Origin of the sequence: Phocaeicola faecium, assembly GCF_014837055.1 — a bacterium.
Taxonomy (GTDB): Bacteria; Bacteroidota; Bacteroidia; order Bacteroidales; family Bacteroidaceae; genus Phocaeicola; species Phocaeicola gallinarum.
Genome location: NZ_JACSPQ010000006.1, coordinates 299,795 through 315,493 on the forward strand (window position 1 = coordinate 299,795; position 15,699 = coordinate 315,493).

A 15,699-nucleotide genomic window follows, 5' to 3' on the forward strand; every position below is an offset into this window, starting at 1 on the left:
GAATTGCGTCTTGCAGATAGAATCGGGGACGAAAAAAAGTAGTAATTTTGCACCCCGAAAAAAGGTAAAAGAAGTGGAACAGGTTATTCAACAAGCAAATGTCCGCAAAGGATTGACAAAATTAGTCGTACCGATATTCATTGAAACATTGCTGATTATGATGCTCGGCGCAGTTGACACGATTATGCTGAGCCAATATTCTGATGAGAGTGTAGCGGCAGTGGGTGTGGTAAACCAGATTGTTATGTTTGCTTTCCTCGTATTCGAGGTGATAAACATTGGTACATCTGTGCTTTGTTCGCAATATTTGGGTGCAAAGATGCGTGAAAAGATGGTGCAGGTAGTGGGTGTATCACTTTTGCTTAATCTGGTTGTAGGATTGATAGTGAGCGGTATCCTGTATTTTGGTGCGCCTACCTTGCTTGGATGGATGGGATTGCGTCCGGAGTTGTTGAAATATGGTATCGGTTATATGGAAATCGTGGGAGCGTTTGCTTTCTTTCAAGCCATATCGCTTACTATCTCTGCTTCGTTGCGTAGTGCAAACAAGGCGATTTATCCGATGCTTGTTACGGTGTTGGTAAACATTATGAATATTGTTGGAAACTATTCGCTGATTTTCGGTAAATTCGGCTTCCCCGCTTTGGGAGCAGAGGGGGCAGCTATCTCTACGGCATTCGCCCGCGGGGTAAGCATGGTCGTTTTGTTTGTGATTCTTTTCCGTAAGCATATACCTTCTTTCCCTCGTGCCTATTTCCGTCCTTTCCCGTGGATTGAATTGAAGAATCTGTTAAAGGTAGGACTTCCTTCGGCTGGAGAGAATATGTCGTACAGCTTTTCGCAAGTGGTCATTACTTATCTGATAAACATACTTGGAAACAGTGCGCTTGCTACACGTACGTATACTGTCAACACGACGATGTTTGTGTATTTGTTTGCCATTGCGATGGCTCAGGGTGGAGCAATCAGCATCGGACATCTGGTAGGGCAGAAAAAAATTCGCGCTGCTTATCTCTTGGGCAAATACGTGATGAGGCTTTCTATCCTTGTGTCATTAATTCTGTCTTGCATTTGGGCGATATGCGGTCATGCTATCTTCAGTTGGCTGACTGATAACGAAGAAATCATCCGGCTTGGCGTCACAATCTTGATTGTGGATGTAGTAGTGGAAATCGGGCGTGCCGTAAATATTTATGCCACTAATGCGTTGCGCTCGGCAGGTGATGTGAATTATCCTTTCTATGTCGGGCTGATTGTTCAGTGGACGGTATCGGTCGGGTTCAGCTATCTGTTCGGCATCCACATGGGATGGGGATTGGTAGGTATGTGGTGTGCTTTTCTGTTGGATGAAAATATCCGTGCCATTATCTTCGTGAAGCGTTGGAATAGTTTGAAGTGGGCGAAGAAAGGATTTGTGAAGTAACATTTGTAAGCATCACCCGGAAATACAGGTCGGGATACGGGCAAGTCGCGTGGTATGATAGTCGGTTACAAGGCATAAATATCATGTTACAAGTTTTTCTTTCTTTCATAGCCTGATAATCAGAATATTATATAGTCGGTTTACAAGATGTTAAACAGGTTTTACCAATGGCGTTGTCAGCTATTTGGCGTAACTTTATAACGTTTAAATCGACTATAATTATGATAAAAAAAGGATGTTTATTTGTTTTATTGGCACTGTGTGTTTCAGTGGGGTTTGCTCAAAAGAGTGATTCGGTAGCCCAAAAAAAGAATAAAAGTATTTATCTTGAACTGCTGGGAGCTTCCACTACAATCGGAGTTTCTTACGATTCGAGGGTGAAGTCCGGTTCTAACTGGGGATATAGGGTAGGAGTGGCATACTATCAATCCTTAGAATCATTGTTCTCTGATGGAGCTTTGAACAAGGGTGTATTTTTCCCCGTAGGGGTGAACTACCTTATCGGAAAGAAAAAACATAAATTTGAGTTGGGCTTGGGAGTGAGTCCCGGATTCTATAAATGGGAAGAAGTCTATATGTGGGACACTCCGTCGGGAGACATGGAAATCCGATCATTTTCGCAAAAGAGATTTGCGTACTACTTTTTTTCGGACATCGGTTACAGATACCAGTCGGCAGGCGGATTCCTGTTCAGAGTGGGCTTGAACCCATCTTTCAGCTTTAAAGGGCAGCACGCCATAGACCGATCTCCTGATATATTCCCTTACTTTGGTTTTGGTTATTCATTTTAAGAGCCGTTCCGTATCTTCAGGTGAAAGCATATCCGTTCTGCCGTAAGGGGCGGCAGAACGGCGCTGTAAAGTCAATCGTGCTTACTCGCTGGCTTGCACAGGTTCGGCAGGCTTTTCAGTCGTCTTTTCATTTATCTTGGCGAGTGAAACCAATCCGCCCATTGCTCCCAAGTTCATGGTGTCTAACGCCGAGCTGGGTACGATAACCATCGAACCTTTTTCCTTGAGTCCTTCGAACAACATATTCATGCCTCGCAGATGGAGCGCCACCGGATTGTCGGTATATTCTTTACTGGCTTGTGCAAACTTCTCGGCAATCTCTGTTTCGGCAGTACCCAAAATCACACGGGCTCTGCGTTCGCGTTCCGCCTGTGCCTCTTTACTCATAGCCTCTGCCAAGTCTTCAGGGATGGCGATATCCTTAATACCTACTGTCTGGCAGGTAATGCCCCACGGATTGGTATTGTTGTCTAAAACCTGTTGCAAGTCTTCCGCTATTTTGTCACGCTCTTGCAGCAGAGTGGCGAGTTCGTGTTTGCCTATCGTGTCTCTCAGTCCGGTTTGGGCGATGTGCTCAATAGCCTTCTGGTACTCTTGTACCTCTAAGGCTGCTTTTTCCACATCCCAGACCGTCCAGTATACTACGGCATCCACGTTGACCGGTACGGTGTCTTTAGTCAATGTTTGTTCGGCTTTAAACGCGCTGACTCTTACACGCTGGTCGATGTATGCTGATATTTGGTCGATAATCGGCACGATGAAAAACGGGCCGGGTCCTTTCAGTCCATTGAATTTACCCATGCGGAGCACTACAGCGCGTTCCCATTGGTCGGCTACGCGGATAGACGCAGACAGCAAACCGAATACCAAGATTCCGGACAGTGCCACAATCGAGTTGATAACCATCAGGCTGTGCAGGGCAAACAGGATGAGGGCGGGAATTACCAGTACGGAAATGGAGATGGGGTTGGCCCATCCTTTGTTTTTTACATTCACATTCATAGTTATAAGGTTTTAAAGTTCTTGATGCTTTTTAGTTCACGGATAATTTCTTCGATGCTGAATCCGTAGCTTAACGCCACAGATGAGAACTGAGAGCAGATTTCTTTCAATTTGTTTTCGCGCTCTCCTTCTTGGATTACATGGTCTGCTTGATTGATAAACGTCCCCGAACCTTGTTGGGTAGTGAGGATGTTTTTAATCTCCAGTTCCTTGTAGGCTTTAGATACCGTGTTCAGATTAACCTTCAGTTCGACGGCAAGGGCTCTTACAGTAGGGAGTTGTTCACCTACTTTCAACTGACCGGAAGCTATCCCAAACCGTATCTGGTCGATGATTTGGCGATAGATGGGAGTTCCGTTTGAGTAATCTAATATAAACTTAATCATATATTGTATTATTTGAATATTACAAATATATATTATAGCATTGAAAAAAGCAAGTCTTTATCCGTTTTTTTGTTTCTTTCAGATAAAAACTTGCTTTTCCTATGCTAAGAAGCTGTTTTGAATTTCTCCAAAAAGTTTTTCTTGGCTTGATGTGTTTGTTTTCGTGTGTGCTTTGGGCGATTTTTTGGTCCTTTTCGCTCCTGTTCTTCGTCAGATAGCCCGCTATCTTCCTCATCACAGAAGCGAAAATTCCTCAAAAACTCATCCCAAATCATCGCACGATAAATTCAAAACAGCTTTTAAGAATGCAGGGAGTGGCCGTAAATTTATAATGTTCTTGTTTTAAGCGTTTTACAGATAGGGCGGAAGCATGAAAAATTCTATGGGTAGAACCGGTCAACTCTACCCATAGAAATGGTCAACGCATCCGCATGAAATGCATAACGCTAACGGTAGCGTTTTTGGGTATATTTCACATATCAGAATTTATCAGCCCTACATAGAAAAGGATAACACAGAGAATTGTGATAACCAGTGTTATGGAAGACCACTTTACGAGTAGTTTATCTCGTTTCATCGCTCCGTATACGACTCCGATGATAGAAGCGACAAATATTCCTGCCACAGCTCCGAAAATTCCTTGTACGGCAAATCCTACCAAGATGAGGATGCCCATTGTTATGAGAATATTTCGTTTCATAGTCGACGGTTAATAAAGTTATACGCTTGCTTTCAGTGCCTTGATGACGGCAGAAGTAAAGCCTTCATGCTCCAGCGCGTTTACTCCTTTGATGGTAATTCCGCCCGGTGTAGTTACTTTCTCGATTTCCAGTACGGGGTGTGTATGTTCGTTTTTCAGCAATAACTGTGCAGCCCCTTCTACGGTTTGGGCTACCATTTTCATTGCGTCGTTAGGGCGAATCCCCATTTCCACACCCGCTTGCATGGCTGCCTGTACATATTTTAATACGTAAGCGATACCGCAAGAAGTAAGTGCCGTGGCTGCAGCAAATTGTTTTTCTTCAATCAGAATGGCAAGTCCCATTTCGTTGAACAGGTCAATCATCATTTTTATCTGTTCGTCTGATGCGTTACGTGCCGCGATGGGCGTCATGCTTGCACACTCAGCTATTGCCGTGTTGGGGATAACGCGGAATATCGGCATTTCGGGGTCGACGAAGTGGGCAAGGTTTTCGAATGTAAGTCCTGCTGCCACCGATACCAGTATTTGCGGCTGGCGCAGGCGCAGAGGCTTCAGTACTTCTTCCACTTTCCACGGTTTTACGGCAATAATTACAATGTCTGCTCCTTCGGCAGCCTCCTTGTTGCTGTTTGTAATATGAATATGGGGATGCTCTGCTTTCAGTAGGTCCAGCTTAGGCTGGCTGGGGTTAGATACAGTGATTTCTTCCGCCTTGATGTAATGGCCGTTAGCCAGTCCGCGTGCGATGGCTCCGCCCATGTTGCCTGCTCCTATAATCGCTACTTTCATGATGTTTCCGCTTTTTATGTTTGTTACAAATATAATCGGAAAAGAAATAGGTTGGGCGCTTTGAGCCGATTTTTTCGCCGGAGGAAAGATTTTTTCAAATGAAGTCCGCAGTGTCTGACGGCAAGGGCGGTGAGGGGAGAGTGTGGGTAGGGCCGACGTCCGTTTACCAGAACTTGTTTTGTTCGGGGTTATACTCAAAACCAGCTTCTTTCAGGCGGCTGACAATGTCGTCTTTACTCACATGGAGGTCTTCACACAGCGCGTCGAGCGAAGGATAAAAGTCGCGCAGCTTCATGTTTACCACGCTGAACAACATCATGGGGTCTTTCGGTAATTCCATATTCTTTCTCAGTTAATTGTTTCGGGGGCAAAATTACAAAATATCCCGTTCCGTTATTCGCTTCGGCGCGAATTTTTCGACAGTGCGCCACACGGATTGGAAAATAGGGAATATTCATGAAATAAATACTAAAGTTTCGGCCGCAAGTCCTGTCAAATCAGGAAAAAGCATTACCTTTGTAACCTAAAATTTACGAGGTTATACAGATATCAAATCTTAAAAATATGATGGAACTTGATTTACTCACTGCCGTATCTCCCATCGACGGACGATACAGGGGCAAAGCGGGAGCTTTGGCTGCCTATTTTTCAGAATATGCACTGATTAAATACCGCGTGCGAGTAGAAATAGAATATTTTATCGCACTTTGCGAGTTGCCGTTGCCGCAACTGCAAGGGTTGGATTGCGCTCGCTTTGAGCAGTTGCGCGACATTTACCGCAACTTCTCGGAAGCCGATGCAGCGCGCATCAAAGAAATAGAGAGCGTGACGAACCACGACGTAAAGGCTGTGGAGTATTTCATAAAAGAGCAGTTCGACAAGTTGGGCGGACTGGAGGCTTATAAAGAGTTTATCCATTTCGGACTCACTTCGCAGGATATCAATAATACTTCTGTACCCTTGTCGATAAAAGATGCGTTGGAAGAAGTGTATTATCCGCAGCTTCAGAAGCTGATAGACCAGCTTACGGCTTATGCCGAAGAGTGGAAAGATATTCCTATGTTGGCTAAAACTCACGGACAGCCGGCTTCTCCCACTCGCTTGGGAAAAGAAATCATGGTGTTCGCATACCGCTTGAACCGCCAGTTGGCAGTGTTGAAAGCTTGTCCGATTACCGCAAAATTCGGTGGGGCAACGGGTAACTACAACGCCCATCATGTGGCTTATCCGGCATACGACTGGAAAGCATTCGGTAATAAATTTGTAGCCGAGAAATTGGGCTTGGAACGCGAAGAATATACCACTCAGATTTCGAATTACGACAATTTGGGAGCCATATTCGATGCCATGAAGCGTATCAATACCATCATGATAGACATGAACCGCGACTTCTGGCAATATATTTCGATGGAATATTTCAAACAGAAGATTAAAGCAGGTGAAGTAGGCTCAAGCGCAATGCCTCATAAAGTAAATCCTATCGACTTTGAAAATGCTGAAGGAAACTTGGGTGTGGCAAATGCCATTCTTGAACATTTGTCAACCAAGCTGCCGGTGTCTCGTTTGCAGCGCGATTTGACCGACTCGACTGTATTGCGCAATGTAGGCGTTCCGTTCGGGCATACCTTGATTGCCATTCAGAGTTCGCTGAAAGGACTGGGCAAACTGTTGCTGAACGAGCATAAGATTTACGAAGACTTAGACAACTGCTGGAGCGTGGTGGCAGAGGCCATTCAAACCATTCTGCGCCGCGAGGCTTACCCGCATCCGTATGAAGCACTGAAAGCGCTTACTCGGACTAACCAAGCCATCAACGAAGCATCTATCAAAGAATTTATCGAAACACTGAACGTTAGCGAAGAAATAAAAAAAGAACTGCGTGCGATTACGCCGCATAACTATACAGGCATGTAATAAAATGATTTACCCCGAGAGGGGGATGATAAATAAAAACTAAACAGTAAAAAGATTATGGAAGAAAAAGAGAACAGACAGGAAGGCGGATACAGCCGTTCTAACCGTGATGGTTACAAGTCTTACAACAACAGAGAAGGTTATAACAGAAACAATCGTTATGAAGGCGGAAGCTACGGACGTCGCCCGAATTACAACAACGACAGAAATGAGCGTCCGTATCGTTCTTCGTATAATCCGCGCTTTAACAACAACGACGGCGAAAACCGTCAGCAGCGCAATTACGGCGAACGCCCGTATCGTCCGCGTTATAATAATGCGGAAGGTGGAGAGCAACGCCCGTTCCGTCCGCGCTTTAACAATGCGGAAGGTGGAGAACAACGCCCGTATCGCCCGCGTTATAACAGCGGACAGCAAAACGATAACGGCTATCGTCCGCAGTATCGTCCGCGGTTCAACAATGAAAATCAAGGAGGTTATGGTCGCCCGCAAGGAGGATATCGTCCGCGTACTGCCGATTATAACCCGAACGCCAAGTACAGCAAGAAGAAACAGATAGAATATAAAGATATACTGACCGACCCGAACGAACCGATACGTTTGAACAAGTTTTTGGCTAACGCAGGTATCTGTTCGCGTCGTGAAGCAGACGAATATATCACCGCAGGTGTGGTATCGGTAAACGGTGAAGTGGTAACAGAACTGGGAACCAAAATCAAACGTACCGACGAAGTGAAGTTCCACGATCAGCCTGTATCTATCGAACGTAAGGTGTATGTGCTGCTTAATAAGCCTAAAGACTGTGTGACTACCTCCGATGACCCGCAAGAACGTAAAACCGTGATGGATTTGGTAAAAGGAGCTTGTAAGGAACGCATCTACCCGGTAGGCCGTCTCGACCGCAATACTACTGGTGTGCTGCTGCTCACAAACGATGGCGATTTGGCTTCTAAGCTGACTCACCCGAAGTTCTTGAAAAAGAAAATCTATCATGTATATTGTGATAAAAACGTAACGAAGGCAGACCTTGATAAGATTGTTGCCGGAATTACGCTCGACGATGGCGAAATCCATGCCGATGCCGTAAGCTATGCTTCGGATACAGACAAATCACAAGTAGGTATCGAGATTCACTCAGGTAAGAACCGTATCGTCCGCCGTATCTTTGAATCGCTGGGATATCGTGTGGTGAAGCTCGACCGCGTTTATTTTGCCGGACTTACCAAAAAGGGATTGCGTCGGGGCGACTGGCGTTACCTCACCGAAAAAGAAGTCAACATACTCCGCATGGGGTCTTTTGAATAATTGATAAAAATAAACTTGAAATGGAAACAATTCGTAGAACAAAAATTGTTGACCTGCTGAAACGCCGCGACTTCGGCAGCATGGTCAACGTAAAAGGATGGGTTCGTACCCGCCGTGGCAGCAAACAAGTAAACTTTATTGCCCTGAATGACGGTTCTACTATAAATAATGTGCAGGTTGTAGTAGATCTTGCAAACTTTGATGAGGAACTGTTGAAACAGGTTACTACCGGTTCGTGTCTGAGCGTGAACGGCGAGTTGGTAGAATCGGTAGGAGCAGGACAGGCTTGCGAAATTCAGGCACGCGCCATCGAGGTGCTCGGAGTATGTGACAACACGTATCCGCTTCAGAAGAAAGGACATTCTATGGAATTTCTTCGCGAAATAGCACATCTCCGTCCGCGTACCAACACCTTCGGAGCCGTATTCCGTATCCGTCATAACATGGCTATTGCCATCCATAAGTTCTTCCATGACCGTGGTTTCTTCTATTTCCACACACCGATTATCACGGCGTCGGACTGTGAAGGAGCAGGTCAGATGTTTCAGGTTACTACGATGAACCTTTACGATTTGAAAAAGAACGAAAACGGTTCGATTATCTACGACGACGATTTCTTCGGAAAACAAACCAGCCTGACGGTGTCCGGTCAGTTGGAAGGAGAGCTGGCAGCAACGGCATTGGGAGCCATCTATACATTTGGTCCTACATTCCGCGCCGAAAACTCGAACACACCCCGCCACTTGGCTGAGTTCTGGATGATAGAACCTGAGGTTGCGTTTAACGACATCAACGATAACATGGATTTGGCAGAGGAATTCATTAAATATTGTGTACAGTGGGCATTAGACAACTGTTACGACGATGTGAAATTCCTGAACGATATGTTCGACAAAGGTTTGATTGAACGCCTGCAAGGTGTATTGAAAGAGACCTTTGTACGCCTGCCTTACACGGAAGGAATTAAAATACTGGAAGAAGCCGTAGCCAACGGACATAAGTTTGAATTCCCTGTATATTGGGGAGTGGATTTGGCTTCGGAACATGAACGTTACTTGGTAGAAGACCATTTCAAACGTCCGGTAATCCTGACCGACTACCCGAAAGAAATCAAGGCATTCTACATGAAGCAGAACGATGACGGAAAGACTGTACGCGCCATGGATGTCTTGTTCCCGAAAATCGGAGAAATCATCGGCGGTTCGGAACGTGAGGCAGACTACAACAAACTGCTGACTCGCATTCAGGAATTGAATATTCCGATGAAAGACATGTGGTGGTATCTGGATACACGTAAGTACGGATCATGTCCTCATTCAGGATTCGGCTTGGGATTCGAGCGTCTGTTGCTGTTCGTTACCGGTATGGCGAATATCCGCGACGTAATACCTTTCCCGCGTACCCCGCGTAATGCAGAGTTTTAATACTCAGGACTTTATTGTTTCCTGATAAAGGAAGATATTCACCCTCCGTATGCATTGAAAAACACTACCGTTAGTGTAGGGCATCGCAAGCGGATGAGTTACTTAATTCTACCCATAGGACACGGTTGTCCTATGGGTAGAATTTTTTATGCCTTACAGCAGCGTTTGAAAACGATTTAAACAGGCTCTTTGAAAAAATACTAATAAAAGTAGCGAGCTTTCAAAATAAATGCTTATATTTGAATATCAACTCGATTGGATTGTAAACCAAAAAGCAATATTATGAAAGTCCGTCATTTTTTCCTGTTAGCAGCGATGTTGCTTACTGCTGTCGGTAGTTTGGCAGCTCAGGATATTCAAGAAAAAAGGCCGATAAATTTGAGCGGCGTATGGCAAATGTGTTTTTACAGTTCTGCTTCTCCCGATATTCCCGGTGAGTTAAAGACCAGTAACTCTTTGAAAATTCTTTCCGAAGACGGTTGCTTTACTAATGTTGTCATGATGCAGACCGGAGCCGTTGTTATCGGTTATGGTACGTATGACGTGAAAGACGGTAAAGTGTATAACGAGTATGTGACGAGAAACATTCACCTGCCTCAGTTGAATGGGCAGATTAATGAAATGTATTTTACGTTAGAAGATGATGGCGATTTAATGTATGTCAAGTATTACCTAACCAAAGATGCGGATGGTAATAAAATAGATTCTTGGCAACATGAAATTTGGAAACGTGTAACAATGCCTGATACATATCCAAGTAACATTGTCCGTTAATAAAAGCGAGGCTGCTTCATTCCCGAAGTAGCCTCGTTTTATTTGACAGCTATTATTTCTGTAAAGGATTCCAGCCCTGCGCTTTAATCTCCAATTCATTGCCGTCGCGGGTAACCAAGACATTGCCCAGCTCCGGTTTGGTGATGTGCCCGATAACTTTCACGTCCTTTATCTGAGATACCTTTTCGTGGTCTGTTAGTGGAACGGTAAACAGAAGTTCATAATCTTCGCCGCCGTTTAGGGCGCATGTCGTAAGATTCATGTTAAATTCCTCTGCCATCACAGCCGTTTGATAGTCTATTGGGATACGGTCTTCGTAAATGCGGCATCCCGTATGGCTCTGTGAACAAATGTGCATCAGTTCCGAAGACAATCCGTCCGATATATCCATCATGGCAGTAGGTTTGATGCCTGCCTTGCCTAAAGCCTCTATGATATCTTTTCGGGCTTCGGGCTTCAATAAGCGTTCCAGCAGGTATTCCTTTCCGGCAAAATCCGGCTGAACATCTTTTTCTCCCTGAAACACAGCTTTCTCACGTTCCATGAGCTGAAGCCCCATATACGCCGCACCCAAATCTCCGCTTACGCAAATCAGGTCGGTCTCTTTGGCTCCGTTCCGGTAAACCACCTTGTCTTTGTCAGCTTCGCCGATACAGGTTATTGAAATTGCCAGCCCCGTAACCGAAGAAGTGGTGTCTCCGCCTACAATGTCTACCTGATGCAACTGGCAGGCGAGCTTTACTCCTTCGTAAAAATCCTCTAAGTCTTCAATGCAGAAACGTTTCGAAACAGCCAGCGATATGGTAATCTGTTTCGGGGTTCCGTTCATCGCATAGATATCAGAGAAATTAACCATTGCCGACTTATAGCCCAGATGTTTCAGCGGAGTGTATACCAAGTCGAAATGAACCCCTTCCATCAGCAGGTCTGTGGTTACCAGTACCTGTTTCTCTGCGAATTCCAATACGGCAGCATCGTCACCTACCCCGTATTTGCTCTCATTGTTTTGCAGCGTGATATCCTGAGTGAGGTGTTTGATAAGTCCGAACTCCCCTAAGGTTGAGATTTCTGTTCTATTTCCTTCGTGCATAATTTATGATCTGTTGATAAGTTCTCGCATGATTGTTGTCATTTTCGGTTGGGCAGCGTCAGCGGCTTTTTGTACTTCCTCATGAGATACCTCTACTATTTTTCCTTCCACACCCAAGTCGGTGATGACTGAAATGCCGAATACCTTGATGCCACAGTGGTTGGCAACGATAACTTCGGGTACGGTAGACATACCCACTGCGTCTGCCCCTAAAATGTGGAACATCTTATATTCGGCAGGAGTTTCAAAAGTGGGTCCTTGCGTACCGATATAGATGCCTTGCTGCACGTTGATGCCTTTCTCTTCGGCTATCTGAAGAGCCTTGTTAATGAGTTCTTTCGAGTAGGCTTCGCTCATGTCCGGGAATCGTGGACCGTATTCGATGTTCTTTCCGCGCAGCGGGTGTTCCGGGAAGAAGTTGATATGATCGGTAATAATCATCAGGTCGCCGATAGAAAAATCAGGGTTCATGCCTCCGGCCGCATTCGATACGAATAAGGTTTTGATACCGAGTTCGCGCATTACGCGGACGGGGAAAGTTACTTCTTGCATCGAGTAACCCTCGTAGAAGTGAAAACGTCCTTGCATTGCCATGATGTCTTTGTTACCTAATTTCCCGAAGATCAGTTTCCCGCTATGTCCCTCCACGGTTGAGATAGGAAAATTGGGAATGTCTTTGTAGCTTATTTCGTAAGCGTCGGTGATTTCGTGTACCAAACTTCCCAAACCTGTACCTAAGATGATGGCGGTTTCGGGCTGGGTGTGCATCTTACTTCTTAAGAAATTTGCTGTTTCTTGGATTTTTTCTAACATACTCGATAATTTGATTGTTAAATAATTGTTTGTCTTCGTCTAAAAACTCCACTTTTATGGGGAGTATGTAAAGGTTGTTTTTTAAAGTTTCCGTCAAGTTGGGATGATTGGTGAGGCGCGCTGCGTCTTTTTCGGTTGTAACAATCATCCTTTTGTCTGTCTTGCAGCGGTCGAAAGCCTGTTGGATGCGGGCAATATCGGTTGCGCTGAAAGCATGGTGATCGCCGAATGTAACCGGATATACGTATGGCGTATAAGCCGATAATTTCCGGATAAGCGGGGCAGGGGAGGCAATGCCTGTCACTATGATGATGCTTTCATCGGTTTTCAGCGATTCGATGCGTAGCCGTGGCTTACCGGATACAAAGGGTTGTAATTCTTCGTAAACGAATTTCGTAAAATACAACTTTTGGTTACTGAGCGGAGCTATCCGGTTTTGCAACGCTTTGGCTTCTTCTTTACTTAAAGAGTCGGGACATTTGGTTACGATAATGATATCGGCTCTTTTTTTCTCTTTTACAGGCTCGCGCAAGCGTCCTGCCGGAAGCAGTTTATCCCGAAAAATCAGCCGGTTATAATCGGTCAGCAAGATAGACAGCCCCGGTGTGACGTAACGGTGTTGGTAAGCATCGTCTAAAATGATAACTTCTGCGTCGGAGGTTGCAGACATATTCATGAGTTGCTCGATGCCATGACACCGGTTACGGTCTACCGCCACATAAATGTTCGGAAACTTGCGTGCCATCTGAAAAGGTTCGTCTCCAATGTCTGCCATCGTAGTGCGGTCTTGGTAAAGCACAAATCCTTTCGATGTCCGCTTATACCCTCGGCTCAGTACGGCTATCTTGAATTTTTCGTTCAATAGCCGTATTAAGTATTCCGTATGAGGGGTTTTCCCGGTACCCCCCACACTCAAATTTCCGATGCAGATAACCGGAACGGGAAAACTTCTCGATTTCAGAATACCCAAATCGAAAAGTTTGTTTCTGATTCTTACCCCGATACCGTATAAGAAAGCAAAAGGCAGCAAAGCATAATATATCCGGACTTTTTGTCGATTCATAAAAGAAGTCCCGGTTATTTTATTTGATATTCAAACGGCATACGTGCTTGCAGGCGATCTGCTTCGGCTGCATGATTCATCCACATGAAAGCGTTTCCGTAATTGCCGAGCAAATTTTTTACTTTGCTCTTTATGTAACGCTCGCCGTTGATGTTCAGCAAACTGGTAAATATATCTTCTTTTGCGGGGTAAGACAGGATGGTATAATTCTCTACATTCGCCGTGTCTGCTGCTATTGCGACGGCCCTGTCCAGTCCGCCCAATTCGTCTACCAAGTTTAATTCTTTGGCCATGGCTCCGGTCCATACACGTCCCTCTGCTATCTTCTTGAGTTCTTCTATCGGAATGTTTCGACCGTCGGCACAGCGTTTGGTAAACAGTTCATACCCTTCGTTTACCATGTTCTGTATCAATGCTTGTTCTTCCGGGTTGAAGGGGCGGTTAATAATGCCTATATCAGACAGTTGGTTCGTCTTTACTCCGTCAATATGTATATCAAGTTTCTCGTTGACTAACTTCGATACGTCCGGAAACATTCCGAAGATACCGATAGAGCCTGTTAGCGTTGTTGGTTCGGCTACTATCTGTGTGGCTGCACATGAGATGTAATAACCGCCCGAAGCCGCATAATCACCCATCGAAACAATAACAGGCTTTTCTTCTTTCAGCAGAGATACTTCGCGCCAGATTTGTTCAGAAGCGTATGCGCTTCCTCCGGGTGAGTTTACACGCAGTACCACCGCCTTGACATCCTTGTTTTCACGCAGTTTGCGTAAGTCTTTTATTACTTTCTCCGAGTTGATACCTTCATCGTAGGCAATGTCTGCTTGGCTGTCTATCTCCCCGTAGGCGTAATATACGGCTATGATGTTCCCGCTTTTGTCTTTGGGCGTATTGCGTTTCACATTGGTCATGTCGTTTAAAGTCAGAACAGAAAGTTCTTGGTCTTCTTTACAGTCGGTCAATTTTTTCAGATACGTTAATACACCGTCTTTATACATGAGCGTGTCTGCCAGTCCGTTTTCAATGTAAGTTTCAGCCGGCTGGAAATCCATGTTCAGGTCTGCCAGCTCGTTGAGTCTTTCGGGTGTCAGGTTGCGCGAAGCCGATACGTCTGTTACAAACTGTTCCCACAAAGAAGATACAAAAGCCTGCGTTTGTTCACGGTTTGCTTGGCTCATTGCAGTTTCCGTAAAAGGTTCTACGGCAGATTTGTATGTACCTACTCTGAATATTTGCATCTCGATGCCTACTTTTTTCAGCAAATCCGTAAAAAACATGGTTTGTGCCGATAATCCGTGCCACATAATGTTTCCCGAAGGGTTTACAATAATTTTATCGGCAACACTGGCAATGTAGTATGCCGATTGGGTATACATTCCGCTGTATGCCACTATAAATTTCCCGCTTTCTTTAAAATCCACCAATGCGTTACGTATTGCCTGTAACGATGCGGTAGAGCAATTATAGGCTCCGGCATTCAGGTAAATACCTTTTATGTTTTCGTTTTCCTTTGCCTTTTTGATGGAAGATAAAATATCATCCAGTCCGTAGGTCGTTTGTTTTTCGCCTAAAATTTGGTCCAACGGGTTTTGCTGATAACGTTCCGAAACGTTTCCTGTCAGGTCAAGTAAGAATATAGAATTTTCACGAACTGTCGTTTCAGACTCTGACATCGCGATAAATCCGGTTATCGTGAAAAGACTTAGTATAAAAAAAATGAATCCGACTACAATAATCCCTGCTATGGTAGCCAACATGCTCCGTAAAAACTCTTTCATCGTTTGATATATTAAATGTTATTAAGCAAAAATACGCTTTTCAGCGGAAAAAACAAAAGAGTAACGCTAATTTTCAATAGAAAAAACCGTGTTGCGGATGTTGTTTTAGCCCTGTTTTCTCACTTCCAAAAACGGAAGCCGAAGCGTTGCCTGTTCCTACCGCATGTGACAGGCTACGCTCCGAATAGAAATTTTCGTCCTTCCGGGTAGAAATTTCTCCGTGTTTGTGTCGCATAAATAAATGTAATCGCGTACGCCCGTATATATAGATGTGCTGTTTTTCCTTCTTCTCGGCTTCCCTTCCAAAAAGTTTCCGTTGTAAAACCCTGTTTTACAGCATATTTTCCACGAATATCAAAAAAAGATGAAAAAAAGTGTGTGGAGTGTGTTGCGGAATCGGATAAAGTGCGTACTTTTGCACCCGCTTTCGGGAGCGAAAGC

16 protein-coding genes are annotated in these 15,699 nt (G+C 44.8%); 6 read left to right on the forward strand and 10 right to left on the reverse strand.

Annotation, left to right across the window (positions count from 1 at the left end; all coding sequences use genetic code 11):
* Positions 1–73 precede the first annotated feature (73 nt).
* Together H9626_RS08825 and H9626_RS08830 are read left to right on the forward strand one after the other, a co-directional pair.
* Positions 74–1,423 carry an MATE family efflux transporter gene (locus H9626_RS08825; protein WP_178256859.1) on the forward strand — a complete coding sequence of 450 codons (1,350 nt, stop codon included), beginning with the start codon at positions 74–76 and terminating at the stop codon, positions 1,421–1,423.
* 221 nt (positions 1,424–1,644) lie between these two features.
* Positions 1,645–2,214: a hypothetical protein gene (locus H9626_RS08830; protein WP_191710241.1), complete on the forward strand. Its 570-nt coding sequence runs from the start codon at positions 1,645–1,647 to the stop codon at positions 2,212–2,214.
* An 81-nt stretch (positions 2,215–2,295) separates the two neighbouring features.
* Here the strand turns inward: H9626_RS08830 and H9626_RS08835 are convergent, their stop codons facing one another.
* The 5 genes from H9626_RS08835 to H9626_RS08855 form a co-directional block, all read right to left on the reverse strand.
* Positions 2,296–3,216, reverse strand: a complete 921-nt coding sequence (locus H9626_RS08835) for a slipin family protein (protein ID WP_191710242.1) — start codon at positions 3,214–3,216, stop codon at positions 2,296–2,298.
* A 2-nt stretch (positions 3,217–3,218) separates the two neighbouring features.
* Entirely contained in the window at positions 3,219–3,602 is a 384-nt protein-coding gene (locus H9626_RS08840) for a GntR family transcriptional regulator (RefSeq protein WP_178256856.1), read from the reverse strand.
* A 472-nt stretch (positions 3,603–4,074) separates the two neighbouring features.
* On the reverse strand, positions 4,075–4,302 hold the full coding sequence (locus H9626_RS08845) for a hypothetical protein (RefSeq protein ID WP_191710243.1): 228 nt from the start codon (positions 4,300–4,302) through the stop codon (positions 4,075–4,077).
* A gap of 18 nt (positions 4,303–4,320) precedes the next feature.
* The gene (gene proC / locus H9626_RS08850) at positions 4,321–5,094 is read right to left on the reverse strand and encodes a pyrroline-5-carboxylate reductase (protein ID WP_191710244.1); all 774 of its coding nucleotides are present in this window, start codon (positions 5,092–5,094) and stop codon (positions 4,321–4,323) included.
* A gap of 163 nt (positions 5,095–5,257) precedes the next feature.
* Complete coding sequence (locus H9626_RS08855) at positions 5,258–5,434, reverse strand: DUF4250 domain-containing protein (RefSeq protein WP_178256853.1); 177 nt, start codon at positions 5,432–5,434, stop codon at positions 5,258–5,260.
* Between the two features lie 227 nt (positions 5,435–5,661).
* Here H9626_RS08855 and purB point away from each other — a divergent pair, with 227 nt between their 5' ends.
* The 4 genes from purB to H9626_RS08875 all read left to right on the forward strand — a co-directional run bounded on the left by purB (position 5,662) and on the right by H9626_RS08875 (position 10,511).
* Positions 5,662–7,008 carry an adenylosuccinate lyase gene (gene purB / locus H9626_RS08860; RefSeq protein WP_178256869.1) on the forward strand — a complete coding sequence of 449 codons (1,347 nt, stop codon included), beginning with the start codon at positions 5,662–5,664 and terminating at the stop codon, positions 7,006–7,008.
* Between the two features lie 54 nt (positions 7,009–7,062).
* Entirely contained in the window at positions 7,063–8,313 is a 1,251-nt protein-coding gene (locus H9626_RS08865; protein WP_191710256.1) for a pseudouridine synthase, read from the forward strand.
* Between the two features lie 20 nt (positions 8,314–8,333).
* On the forward strand, positions 8,334–9,737 hold the full coding sequence (gene asnS / locus H9626_RS08870) for an asparagine--tRNA ligase (RefSeq protein WP_191710245.1): 1,404 nt from the start codon (positions 8,334–8,336) through the stop codon (positions 9,735–9,737).
* Between the two features lie 282 nt (positions 9,738–10,019).
* Positions 10,020–10,511 (forward strand): DUF4488 domain-containing protein, encoded by a 492-nt coding sequence (locus tag H9626_RS08875; RefSeq protein WP_178256851.1) that lies wholly within the window; start codon positions 10,020–10,022, stop codon positions 10,509–10,511.
* Between the two features lie 52 nt (positions 10,512–10,563).
* Here H9626_RS08875 and thiL read toward each other — a convergent pair whose 3' ends face one another.
* The 5 genes from thiL to H9626_RS14890 form a co-directional block, all read right to left on the reverse strand.
* The gene (gene thiL, locus H9626_RS08880; RefSeq protein ID WP_191710246.1) at positions 10,564–11,601 is read right to left on the reverse strand and encodes a thiamine-phosphate kinase; all 1,038 of its coding nucleotides are present in this window, start codon (positions 11,599–11,601) and stop codon (positions 10,564–10,566) included.
* Between the two features lie 3 nt (positions 11,602–11,604).
* Positions 11,605–12,414: a purine-nucleoside phosphorylase gene (locus H9626_RS08885; RefSeq protein ID WP_178256849.1), complete on the reverse strand. Its 810-nt coding sequence runs from the start codon at positions 12,412–12,414 to the stop codon at positions 11,605–11,607.
* Positions 12,371–13,477: a tetraacyldisaccharide 4'-kinase gene (gene lpxK / locus H9626_RS08890; RefSeq protein ID WP_191710247.1), complete on the reverse strand. Its 1,107-nt coding sequence runs from the start codon at positions 13,475–13,477 to the stop codon at positions 12,371–12,373. The genes H9626_RS08885 and lpxK overlap by 44 nt, the downstream gene beginning before the upstream one ends.
* Positions 13,478–13,491: 14 nt before the next feature.
* Positions 13,492–15,258, reverse strand: coding sequence for a signal peptide peptidase SppA (sppA, locus tag H9626_RS08895; protein WP_191710248.1), 1,767 nt, complete (start codon positions 15,256–15,258; stop codon positions 13,492–13,494).
* Between the two features lie 173 nt (positions 15,259–15,431).
* The coding region (locus tag H9626_RS14890; RefSeq protein WP_225230934.1) for a hypothetical protein at positions 15,432–15,699 on the reverse strand (268 nt) is incomplete at its 5' end.

What these genes read in the sequence shown, in the direction of transcription:
- H9626_RS08830 (WP_191710241.1), top strand. Translation starts at nt 1,645, where the DNA reads ATGATAAAAAAAGGATGTTTATTTGTTTTATTGGCACTGTGTGTTTCA.
- H9626_RS08835 (WP_191710242.1), bottom strand. Translation starts at nt 3,216, where the DNA reads ATGAATGTGAATGTAAAAAACAAAGGATGGGCCAACCCCATCTCCATT.
- H9626_RS08840 (WP_178256856.1), bottom strand. Translation starts at nt 3,602, where the DNA reads ATGATTAAGTTTATATTAGATTACTCAAACGGAACTCCCATCTATCGC.
- H9626_RS08845 (WP_191710243.1), bottom strand. Translation starts at nt 4,302, where the DNA reads ATGAAACGAAATATTCTCATAACAATGGGCATCCTCATCTTGGTAGGA.
- proC (WP_191710244.1), bottom strand. Translation starts at nt 5,094, where the DNA reads ATGAAAGTAGCGATTATAGGAGCAGGCAACATGGGCGGAGCCATCGCA.
- H9626_RS08855 (WP_178256853.1), bottom strand. Translation starts at nt 5,434, where the DNA reads ATGGAATTACCGAAAGACCCCATGATGTTGTTCAGCGTGGTAAACATG.
- purB (WP_178256869.1), top strand. Translation starts at nt 5,662, where the DNA reads ATGGAACTTGATTTACTCACTGCCGTATCTCCCATCGACGGACGATAC.
- asnS (WP_191710245.1), top strand. Translation starts at nt 8,334, where the DNA reads ATGGAAACAATTCGTAGAACAAAAATTGTTGACCTGCTGAAACGCCGC.
- H9626_RS08875 (WP_178256851.1), top strand. Translation starts at nt 10,020, where the DNA reads ATGAAAGTCCGTCATTTTTTCCTGTTAGCAGCGATGTTGCTTACTGCT.
- thiL (WP_191710246.1), bottom strand. Translation starts at nt 11,601, where the DNA reads ATGCACGAAGGAAATAGAACAGAAATCTCAACCTTAGGGGAGTTCGGA.
- H9626_RS08885 (WP_178256849.1), bottom strand. Translation starts at nt 12,414, where the DNA reads ATGTTAGAAAAAATCCAAGAAACAGCAAATTTCTTAAGAAGTAAGATG.
- lpxK (WP_191710247.1), bottom strand. Translation starts at nt 13,477, where the DNA reads ATGAATCGACAAAAAGTCCGGATATATTATGCTTTGCTGCCTTTTGCT.
- sppA (WP_191710248.1), bottom strand. Translation starts at nt 15,258, where the DNA reads ATGAAAGAGTTTTTACGGAGCATGTTGGCTACCATAGCAGGGATTATT.